Here is a 10,637-nt window from a genome sequence, read left to right as displayed (position 1 = left end):
GGCTCAGGCCCTCAAAAAGCGAGGGAGGGTGCAGGGCAACAGGCGATGCTTGTTCCCTGGTGACTCCGGAAGCAACAAACAGGCACAGCCTGTCCAGAGGGGTCGGTGGGCGGGCGTCTTTGCGGCAAGGCCGCAAACAGTCCCGTCCCGCCGCCCCCTTGATCCCGTCCTGCCGCGCCCCCATAACCGGATCAAACCCAAAGGACCGCTTACATGGACGCATCGACCGGCTCTTTCGACGCCGCTTTCTGGATCTCCTCTGCCGCGATTTTGGCCCTCATCATGCTGTCGGCCTTCTTTTCCGGCTCCGAAACCGCCCTCACCGCCGCTTCGCGGGGCAAGCTGCGCGCAGCCGCCGACAAGGGCAATTCCGGGGCCCTGCGCGCGCTCGGCATCACCGAGGACAACGAAAGGCTGATCGGCTCGGTTCTGTTGGGCAACAACCTGGTCAACATCCTGGCCACGGCGCTGGCCACCAGCATTTTCACCCAGGCCTTCGGCGAGGGCGGCGTCGTCTACGCCACGCTGGTCATGACCCTCCTGGTGCTGATCTTCGCCGAGGTCCTGCCCAAGACCTATGCCATCACCAACCCCGAAACCGCCGCCTCGCGCGTGTCGGCGCCCATCGCGCTGGTTGTGCGCCTGTTTGCGCCCGTGGTGTCGGCCGTGCGCGTGCTGGTGCGGGCATTGCTGCGCATCGTCGGCGTGCGCACCGATCCAGACAGCCACATCCTCGCCGTGCGCGAGGAAATCGCCGGTGCCCTGCAACTGGGCCATTCCGAAGGCGTGGTCGAAAAGGAAGACCGCGACCGCATCCTGGGCGCGCTGGACCTCAGCGATCGCACGGTCGAGGAGATCATGCTGCACCGTTCCAAGATCGAGATGATCGACGCCAACGCGCGGCCGCAGGAAATCCTGGAACAATGCCTGGAAAGCAGCCACACCCGCCTGCCGGTCTTCCGCGACGACCCCGAGAACATCATCGGCGTCATCCACGCCAAGGATCTCTTGCGCGCCATGTACAAACTGGTGGACGAGGATCAGACGATGGCAGGCGCCATCGCGGGTTTCAACATCACCGACATCGCGATGAAGCCCTATTTCGTCCCCGACACCACCTCGCTCGACGACCAGATGCGCCAGTTCCTGCGCCGCCGCACGCATTTCGCGCTGGTGGTCGACGAATACGGCAGCCTGCAGGGATTGATCACGCTCGAGGACATCCTCGAGGAAATCGTCGGCGAGATCACCGATGAATTCGACCCCGACGCCGAACACCCGATCCGCCGCGCCGAAGACGGACATTACTGGATCGACGGCGCCATGACGATCCGCGATTTCAACCGCGCCACTGACTGGTCGCTGCCCGACGACGAGGCCAACACCGTCGCAGGCCTCGTGATCCACGAGGCGCAGATGATCCCCACCGTGGGCCAGGTCTTCAGCTTTCACGGCTTCCGCTTCGAGGTCATGGCGCGGGAAAACAACCGGATCACCAAGCTCAAGGTCCGTCCGCTGGTCTCCGGGACCGCCTAGACAGCCGCAGGGGCGATCTTGATTTGGCTCAAGGCCTGCGCTGCCCTGCCTGATACCCTGTCCTTATGGCCAGCGTGCGCGGGGTGTCCAGCCCTCGCCGGGTCGGGAGGACGCCACGATGAAAAAGCTTCGCCCGCAGTACTTGGCAGCATGGCTTGCCTTGGCCGTGGCGGTCGGCGGGGCAGAGGCAGATCCCCCGGAGACGCTGCACCTTGTGCAGGGGCTGGATATCAACACCCTTCTCAAGGACGGCCCCGCCTCACCCGCGCCGGAGAGCAACCGCCCGGCAGACCTGACGGATCTGTTGCGCGGCACGCCCGCACCGGGCCCCGAGGCGATGGAGGTGCCCTCGCCCCTTCCCGCCGCACGCGCCGTCAGTGCCTTCCCCGATACAGCCCTCGCAGGCAAATGGACGGGCCAGGGAACAGGGTGCAGCGGCGTTTCCATCACCTTTACGATAGGCGACGCCAACTTTGACGGACACAGCCTTTGGACCGACCCGGACAATGGCAGCATCCTCACCACCCGCGTGACCGCCCGGGCAGACCGCACCCGCGCAGGCAAGACCCTTCCGGGACAGCCTTACGCCTACCTGTCCTTCGCCCGGCAATACGCGGCCCGGATCACGCGAACAGATGCCTCTGGCCGGGTCGCGGACATGCTCGAAGATTACCCCGTGACCCTTCTGGTCGCCCGCGATCCGGATGCCGGGGGACTGGTCCTGCGCTTTGTCGAACCGGTGACGCCCTGCGCTTTCACGCGGTCGGACCAATGACGGAGCGTCACGGATGAAACGGCACAGCCCGATACACCTGATGGTCCTGGCCCTGGTCACTTTTCTGGCCGCCACCCCGCCGCGCGCGGACACCGACACCCAGATCGAGGCCACCATCGCCCAGTTGCGCCAGCAGGTCGGCCAGATCATTACCCGCAGCGGCAAGGTTGAAAGCGAGCTGACAGCAATCCGAGCCTTCAAATGGCGCATTTGGAAAGCATGGATTCAACCTTGGCAAGCCAATGACACCGCAATCCGCAACCTGACAGCAGAGATCGAAGCGCTCAAGCGGATGCGCGCCTTCAACCAGAACTCGCGCGATCTGAACAACAAGATGCGAGCGCTGCTGGCGGAACGCACCGCGCTGGAGCGGTTGCGGAACGGCACGGTCGATGACTGCGACCCGCCCTGCTCCGACATTCACCAGTTGTTCCAACAATACAACATCCGCGTTCAGCGCGAAAAAGAACTGGTCGCCGAACTGGCCGATTTGAATCGGGACTCCCTGCGGCTGGATGAGCGGATCAAGGCACAAAAGGACAAGCTGGCCGACAACAAGGCGGCGCGAGACAAGCTTCTGGCCGTCGAAAGGGACAAGCTGACGGCAGAGCGCAGCCGTTACGGCGAGATGCTCAAGAACCCTGAGCACTTCATCCTGCCATCCCTGACACCCGGCGGGCCACCCCGCATCCTGACCAAGGATGAATTGACGGTGGAAATCACGCTGATCCTCTTCGAGGTCGGCACCACCAATGACATCGCCAGCCCCGAGTTCCGGGACGAGATCGCGGCCTTGGTGCACAGGATTCAGCAAAGCTCGGCGCTGATGCGGCAACGGATCGGGGCCAAGATCGATTTTCTGAATGACCAGATCGCCGCCCTGGACCGGCGGCTGTCCGCCACGGCGGGCACGGTCGCCCCCCAGCCGGACGGCGCCAATTGCCCGGCCCGCAACCCCGACCTGACAGGACAGGTTCTGACCCACCGCATCCCGCCAGGCGATGACCGGGATTATCTCTCGTGCAGCTATTTCGCCAGTCCCAACGGCGGACAGGCCGCCGGTCCGATCAAGTCACAGGTCCGCTACGCGGCTGGCAAGGAAAGCGGGGTCTCTGCCTATTTCACACAGGACGGCGGACATCACCTCGACCAGATCCACGATATCCACGGCCCGAGGCAGAGCGGCTCTGACTGTGGCTATCATTCCGCCAGCGCCATTGCCAAATACCGCCTGCAAGGCGACGACGGCAGCGCAATGGTCGTTTTCTGCGAGCCGGACGGCACCTTGGGAAAATGCGATTACTTCACCCATGATGGGCGCGCGCGCCGGTGCAGCGGGGATTGCACCGACAAATGCGCAGCCCTGCGGACCAGCATCGGCTGGCCCGCGATGCAATAGGGTCAGGCGCGCAGGCGCTCTCCGGACGGGTCGAACGGCGGCTCTGCCAGGATTTCCGCCCCGTGCGGGCGGCCCAGCACCATGACCTCGACCCTGTCACCCGGCGCCGCCCTGCCCGCCTTGACGTAGCCAAGCGCCAGGCTGCGCCCCACCGAGTAGCCATAGCCGCCCGAGGTCACGCGCCCGATGCCCTGCCCGTCGCGAAAGATTGGCTCTCCGCCCGTGGCATCGGCGTTGGAGGCCGTTATCGCCTTCTCGTCCAACGCAAGGATCACCAGTTCCTCGCGCGCCGGCTTGTCGATCACCTCCACCAGCGCCTGCTTGTTCAGGAACGCTTTGTCCAGCTTGCACAGCCGCGCCAGCCCCACTTCCTGCGGCCAGTACTCGGGCGAATACTCGCGGCCCCACGAGCCATAGCCCTTTTCGATCCTGAGGCTCATCAGCGCACGGCTGCCGACCGGGCCGATCCCAAGGTTTTCGCCTTCCTTCAGAAGTGCCTCGTAAAGCCGCGCCTGGTCGTCCTCGGCACAATGGAGTTCCCAGCCAAGATCACCGGTAAAGGAGACCCGCAGCGCCAACACCCGCACACCGGCCAACTCGATCCATTGCGAGGCCATGAAGGGCCAGTCCTCGGTCGCCAGCGAGGCGTTGGTCAACCGCCCCAGAATCTCGCGCGAGCGCGGCCCGGCCACGTTGAAGCCGCACATGGCCTTGGTCATCGACGTGCAAGTCGTCCCCTCGGGCAAGGGCACATCCGCGAAGAAACGCTGGTGATAACGCTCGGCCATACCCGAGCCGATCACCCAGAATTCCTCTTCGCCCAGGCGGGTGACGGTGAAATCCCCGGCAATCCCGCCGCGCTTGCCGATCAGCGGCGTCAGGCAGGAGCGCCCCACCCTGCGCGGCATCCGGTTGGCAAACAGCGCGTTCAGCCAGTCCTCAGCCCCCGCGCCGCTGACGCGGTACTTGGCAAAGTTCGAGATATCGATGATGCCGCCGGTGTCACGCAGCATCCGCGCCTCGCGGCCCACGCTCTGCCACCAGCCCTGCCGGGTAAAGCCGGGCGTATCGGGCTGGTCGGCGTCGAAAAATGCGGGATGTTCCCAGCCGTAGTTGAGCCCGAACCTGGCCCCCATCGCCTTTTGCATTTCGTAGACCGGACGTACACGCACCGGGCGGCCGGCATCGCGCTCTTCTCCGGGGAAGTGGATGGCAAAGCGGTGCGCGTACTGGTTCATCACCCGCGCCTTGGTGAATTTCTCATCCGCCCAGTCGCCAAAACGTGCCACGTCCCAGGCGAACATGTCGTACTGCATCTCGCCTTCGACGATCCATTGCGCCGCCATCAGCCCCATGCCGCCGGACTGCGAGAAACCGGGGATGATGCCATTGCAGCAGAAATAGCCCTTCAGTTCCGGCACCGGCCCCATCAGCACGTTCGAATCCGGCGACCAGATCATGGGCCCGTTGATGACCCTCTTGATCCCCGCCGTGCCCACCGCCGGCACCCGGTCGATGGCGCGCATCATGTTGTCTTCGATGCGTTCCAGATCATCCGGGAAAAGGTCATGCGCAAAGTCCAGCGGCGTGCCGTCCTCGGCCCAAAGCCGCACGTCGCGTTCATAGGCGCCGATCAGCAGGCCCTTGCCTTCCTGGCGCAGGTAATACTCGCCGTCCCGGTCCGCGACCGAGGGCAGGCGCCGGTCCATCCCGTCGATCTCGGCGATGGTCTCGGTCACGAAATACTGATGCTCGGTCGGTTGCAGCGGCAGCTTCACCCCCGCCAGCGCCGCCACCTCGCGCCCCCAGAGCCCGGCGGCGTTCACCACCCAGGGGGTTGTGATGTCGCCCTTGGGCGTCCGCACGATCCACGACCCGTCCGGCTGCTGTTCCGTCGCCATGACAGGCGTGAACCGATGGATTTCCGCCCCCCGTTGCCGCGCCCCCGCCGCGTATGCCGCCGTCACGCCGGACGGGTCCACGTTGCCGCCATCGGGTTCATACATGATGCAGCGGATGCCGGTGAAATCGACCAGCGGGTGCAGGCGCTCAGCCTCGTCCCGGGTGATCTCGTAGAAGTTCATGCCGTAGAGCTTGGCCTTGGCCGCTTGCAGGCGCAGCTGGTGCTCCCGCTCGACCGTCTGCGCAAGGTACAGGCTGCCGGGCTGGAAGACGCCGCAGCTCTGGCCGGTTTCCGCCTCCAGGTCCTTGTACAGGGTCATGGTATAGTGCTGCAGGCGGCTGATGTTGGTGCTGTCGTGCAGCCCGTGGATATTGGCCGCCGCGTGCCAGGTGGAACCCGACGTCAACTCGTCGCGTTCAAGCAGGACAACATCACGCCATCCGAGTTTTGTCAGGTGGTAAAGGATCGAACATCCGATCACGCCGCCTCCGATGACGACGGCTTGGGCTTCGCTGCGCATGGGTCACTCCGCAAATCTGCCCGTCACCCTGCCCGGCAAACACGTACAAAAAATGCCCGTTTGCGACAGATTTCGTCGCCCGTTCACAACGCCTCGCGCTTCTTCTTTCGTCAAATACGCATGACAGGTGGCCGCTTCGGCGGCCCGTACCGAATGGAGGCAGATCATGAAAACAACAACCCGAGTCGTCGTGATCGGAGGCGGAGTCGTCGGCTGTTCCGTGCTCTACCACCTGACCAAGCTGGGCTGGTCGGACGTGATGCTGCTGGAACGATCCGACCTGACCAGCGGCAGCACATGGCACGCGGCGGGCGGTTTTCACACGCTGAACGGCGATACCAACATGGCCGCGCTGCAGGGGTACACCATCCGCCTCTACAAGGAACTCGAAGAGCTGACGGGCATGTCCTGCGGGCTGCACCACGTCGGCGGCATCACCCTAGCCGACAACCGCGACCGTTTTGACATGCTGCTCGCGGAACGCGCCAAGCATCGTTACATGGGCCTGGAAACCGAGATCGTCGGGCCGGAAGAGATCGCGAAACTCGCCCCCATCGTGAACCTCGACGGCGTGATCGGGGCGCTCTACGATCCGTTGGACGGGCACCTCGATCCCTCCGGCACGACCCATGCCTATGCCAGGGCCGCGCGCATGGGTGGGGCCGAAATCCATCTTCATACCAAGGTGTTGGAGACCAATCCTCGTGCGGATGGCACTTGGGATGTTGTCACTGACAAAGGCACCATTCATACCGAACATGTCGTCAACGCCGCCGGTCTCTGGGCGCGCGAGGTGGGCGCAATGGCAGGTGTCTACCTGCCGTTGCACCCGATGGAGCATCAGTACCTCGTGACCGAGGAAACGCCCGAGATCTACGAACGCGACGCGGAACACCCCCACGTCATGGACCCGGCGGGCGAAAGCTACCTGCGGCAGGAAGGGCGCGGGCTGTGCATCGGTTTCTACGAACAGCCCTGCCGCCCCTGGGCAGTGGACGGCACCCCCTGGGAATTCGGTCACGAACTCTTGCCGGATGACTTTGACAAGATCGAGCAAAGCATTGAATTCGCGTACAAACGCTTTCCCGTTTTGGAACGCGCCGGGGTAAAATCCGTGATCCACGGGCCCTTTACCTTTGCGCCCGACGGCAACCCGCTGGTGGGGCCGATCCCCGGGCTGCGCGGCTATTGGTCGGCCTGCGGCGTGATGGCAGGCTTCAGCCAGGGCGGCGGCGTGGGGCTGATGCTGGCGCAATGGATGGTGCATGGCGAATGCGAACGCGACACCGGCGCGATGGACGTGGCGCGCTTTGGCGACTGGATCTCACCCGGCTACACCCTGCCGAAAGTCATTGAAAACTATCAGAAACGCTTTTCGGTCAGCTATCCAAACGAGGAACTGCCCGCTGCGCGGCCCAACCGCACGACGCCGATGTATGACATCTTCCATCGCATGGGCGCGGTCTGGGGCGCGCAATACGGGCTGGAGGTGGTCAACTACTTCTCCACCGAGGGGGAACCGCGCTATGAGACGCCGTCATTCCGCCGTTCAAACGCCTGGAACGCCACCGCGCGCGAAGTGCGCGCAGTGCGCGAGGCGGCAGGCATCAACGAAGTCCAGAACTTCGGCAAGTACCGCGTAACCGGGCCCAATGCCCGCGCCTGGCTGGACCGGATCATGGCGGGCCGCATCCCCGCGCCGGGCCGCATGTCCCTAACACCCATGCTGTCGCCCGCCGGTCGGATCATCGGCGATTTCACCGTCGCCTGCCTGTCCGAAACCGAGTTCCGCCTGACCGCCTCCTATGGTGCGCAGGCCTATCACGTGCGTTGGTTCCTGCAACATCAGGAAGACGGCGTAAGCATCGAGAACATCAGTGACAAATCCACCGGATTCCAGGTGGCCGGGCCGCTCGCACGCGAGATCCTTCAGGCCTGCACCCGTACCGACATCAGCGACATGCGTTTCATGGACGTTCGACGCATGGTCGTGGGCATGACAGACTGCCTCGTGCAGCGCGTCTCTTATACCGGCGACCTGGGCTTTGAAATCTACTGCGATCCGATGGCACAACGACAACTGTGGGCCACGCTCTGGGCCGCCGGCGCGCCGATGGGCATGAAACCCTTTGGCATGCGCGCGATGATGAGCTTGCGCCTGGACAAGTTCTTTGGTTCTTGGGGACGCGAGTTCTCACCCGACTACACTTGCGCGGAAACCGGCCTGGATCGGTTCATCCAGTGGTCCAAGGGGGATTTCATCGGTCGCGCTGCCGCTGAAGCCGAGCGCGCCGCACCGCCGCATCGGGTCCTTGCGGTCTTTGAGATCGACGCCCTGGATACGGATGTGAACGCTTACGAACCGGTCTGGATCGACGGCGAAGTACAGGGGTTCTGCACCTCCGGCGGCTATTCGCATTTCGCGCGAAAGTCGATCTCTATGGCTTTGATTCCCCGAGAGAAAGCCCGCCTCGGCTTGATCGCGGAAATCGAGATCCTGGGCGAGATGCGCCCGGCGCGGCTGATCACGCAGCCGCTCTTCGATCCGGAAGGTCAGCGCATGCGGGGATGATGCGGCACATGCATTGCCGCAACGCAGCATATAGCGGGCGTCAGATCGCACGACACAAAAAGTTGCGCACTTGTCACAAGACGCGCCACATTCTTGCTCAACCTGTGTTAGTGTCTGCCCCATGCTGGATATTTCGATTCTCATCCCCGCCGCGGGCGCATCTTCACGGATGCGTGGCCGCGACAAGTTGACCGAAACAGTAGATGGTCTTCCGCTGCTGCGCCGTCAGGCGCTGCGCGCGATCGACACGGGCGCACATGTGGCCGTGACCCTTCCCGATCCCGACCACCCACGCGCCGCGGCCCTGCAGGGGCTGCCCGTGCAGGTGATCGAGGTTCCGGATTCCGATCTTGGCATGTCCGCCTCGATCCGCCGGGGCGTGGGTCTGATCCCACGCGGCATCAAGGCGATGATCATCCTGCCTGCCGACATGCCGGAGATCGAAACCGAAGATATTCAAAAGCTTATCTCCAGCTTTCAATCCGTCCCCTTCCCGATGCTGCAACAAGCCACGGCTGCCGATGGCACGCCGGGCCATCCGGTGCTTTTCCCGCAGGATTGCTTCATGGCCCTGCAGACTCTCACAGGCGACCAAGGCGCACGAGACGTCCTGAAGGCGAATGCACACAGGCTCCGGCAGATCCCGCTGCCAGACCGTCGTGCTCTGACTGATCTGGACACGCCAGAGGCTTGGCGCGCTTGGCGCGCCTCCCAGGGGGACGCCTGCCTCACAGGCTAGGCCGCCCGTAAAATCAAAACTCTAACGGGCGTTCTTCATCTCAGAGCGCCCGTTTCCCTCGCGCATCGCACCCGTGCCTTCCGACCTATGACAAAACAGAAACGGGACGGCCAAGGCCGCCCCGTTTCCATGTTGTCCGTTCCGGGCGCGAGGGTCGTCGTGCGCCGGAACGGGCTGCATATTCCGTTCCGGCGACACCCTTACTGCGTGAGCAGCGCCGCCTCGTGCTTTTTCAGCGAGCGGCGCGCCGAGGCATAGGCCTTGAGGCCTTCCGCATGTTCCAGTTCGGGGAACAGTTCCAGGATTTCCTGGCGCTGCGCGTTGCCGATGCCCTTGAGGCTGTAGTCGCCGGGCTGGAAGCTCTCGGTCCAGGCCCCGTTCGAGAGGATGACCTCGTGGCTGTCGAACATCACGTGGATGTAGGCCACGCCGTTGGCCTCGACCTCGTCCACGCCGTCCAGACCGGTCAGGTGCTTGGCCGCGACAAGGACCTCACGCTCTTCGAAGTAAAGCGCGGTCTTGTCATTGGCCACCAGCACCCGGTGGTTCGGCGAGACCAGCATGTCATGCTCGGGCAGATTGTTGCCCAGGGCCCCCTGCTGGATCAGGATCGGCTTGAAGTGCGGTTTGCGTGCCAGGTCAAAACCCGTCAGGTCCTTGCGCCCGACCCACTTGATCTCCTGGATGCCGTTGTCGCGGGTGATGACCCGGTCACCGACCATCAGTTCCTCGACCAGGCGTTCGCCCTGCGGCGTGGCGATCAGCGTACCCGGGGTAAAGCAGGGCACGATTTCCTCGATCTCGAAGAAGTCCATCGTGCCGGTCACGTCGCCCGCGGCGTTCAGGAACTCGATCGTCCCGTCCAGGCCGTTGCCGTTGCTGTCCACCACAGTGTTGACGATCCGCCAGTCGACGTCCTGCGCGCCGACGCCCGACATGTCCAGGATGTCGTAGTCCTGGTTCGGCGGATCCTCGGGGTTGACCTGATCGACGAAGCCGCCCGAACCGCCATCGACCGTGTCGCCGATGCCGTCAGCCGCGCTGTCGACCACGATCACGTCGCGATCGCTGCCCCCCATGATGCTGTCATCGCCCGACCCGCCGTTCAGCGTGTCGTTGCCCTGACCGCCCATTAGGGTGTCATCGTCGTTGCCGCCCATCAGAAGGTCGTCGTCGATGCCGCCGTCCAGCGT

7 protein-coding genes are annotated in these 10,637 nt (G+C 64.0%); 5 read left to right on the top strand and 2 right to left on the bottom strand.

What is annotated here, in order from left to right; genetic code table 11:
* Nucleotides 1-213 precede the first annotated feature (213 nt).
* From PVW46_RS27725 to PVW46_RS27715, 3 genes are all read left to right on the top strand, one after another.
* Nucleotides 214-1,536, top strand: coding sequence for an HlyC/CorC family transporter (locus tag PVW46_RS27725; RefSeq protein WP_043139339.1), 1,323 nt, complete (start codon nucleotides 214-216; stop codon nucleotides 1,534-1,536).
* Between the two features lie 118 nt (nucleotides 1,537-1,654).
* A complete protein-coding gene (locus PVW46_RS27720; protein ID WP_069211399.1) occupies nucleotides 1,655-2,311 on the top strand; it encodes a hypothetical protein in 657 nt (218 codons plus the stop codon).
* A 13-nt stretch (nucleotides 2,312-2,324) separates the two neighbouring features.
* The gene (locus PVW46_RS27715; protein ID WP_069211400.1) at nucleotides 2,325-3,710 is read left to right on the top strand and encodes a coiled-coil domain-containing protein; all 1,386 of its coding nucleotides are present in this window, start codon (nucleotides 2,325-2,327) and stop codon (nucleotides 3,708-3,710) included.
* Between the two features lie 2 nt (nucleotides 3,711-3,712).
* On the opposite strand, the gene PVW46_RS27710 is transcribed toward PVW46_RS27715, so the two are convergent.
* Complete coding sequence (locus PVW46_RS27710) at nucleotides 3,713-6,133, bottom strand: GcvT family protein (protein ID WP_069211401.1); 2,421 nt, start codon at nucleotides 6,131-6,133, stop codon at nucleotides 3,713-3,715.
* Nucleotides 6,134-6,299: 166 nt separating this feature from the next.
* Here PVW46_RS27710 and PVW46_RS27705 point away from each other — a divergent pair, with 166 nt between their 5' ends.
* Nucleotides 6,300-8,705, top strand: coding sequence for a GcvT family protein (locus PVW46_RS27705; protein ID WP_069211402.1), 2,406 nt, complete (start codon nucleotides 6,300-6,302; stop codon nucleotides 8,703-8,705).
* A 121-nt stretch (nucleotides 8,706-8,826) separates the two neighbouring features.
* Nucleotides 8,827-9,444: a nucleotidyltransferase family protein gene (locus PVW46_RS27700; RefSeq protein WP_043139352.1), complete on the top strand. Its 618-nt coding sequence runs from the start codon at nucleotides 8,827-8,829 to the stop codon at nucleotides 9,442-9,444.
* Between the two features lie 200 nt (nucleotides 9,445-9,644).
* Here the strand turns inward: PVW46_RS27700 and PVW46_RS27695 are convergent.
* Nucleotides 9,645-10,637, bottom strand: a 993-nt coding sequence (locus PVW46_RS27695; RefSeq protein ID WP_274578277.1) for a Hint domain-containing protein, incomplete at its 5' end; no start/stop codon positions are given.

The organism is Mameliella sp. AT18 (assembly GCF_028807275.1).
GTDB classification, from domain to species: Bacteria; Pseudomonadota; Alphaproteobacteria; order Rhodobacterales; family Rhodobacteraceae; genus Antarctobacter; species Antarctobacter albus.
Note: the sequence above shows the minus strand (reverse complement) of the source record. Positions and strands in the feature narration are given on the sequence as shown.

Coding starts and splice junctions, on each gene's coding strand:
- PVW46_RS27715 (WP_069211400.1), top strand. CDS start 2,325: ATGAAACGGCACAGCCCGATACACCTGATGGTCCTGGCCCTGGTCACT.
- PVW46_RS27720 (WP_069211399.1), top strand. CDS start 1,655: ATGAAAAAGCTTCGCCCGCAGTACTTGGCAGCATGGCTTGCCTTGGCC.
- PVW46_RS27700 (WP_043139352.1), top strand. CDS start 8,827: ATGCTGGATATTTCGATTCTCATCCCCGCCGCGGGCGCATCTTCACGG.
- PVW46_RS27705 (WP_069211402.1), top strand. CDS start 6,300: ATGAAAACAACAACCCGAGTCGTCGTGATCGGAGGCGGAGTCGTCGGC.
- PVW46_RS27725 (WP_043139339.1), top strand. CDS start 214: ATGGACGCATCGACCGGCTCTTTCGACGCCGCTTTCTGGATCTCCTCT.
- PVW46_RS27710 (WP_069211401.1), bottom strand. CDS start 6,133: ATGCGCAGCGAAGCCCAAGCCGTCGTCATCGGAGGCGGCGTGATCGGA.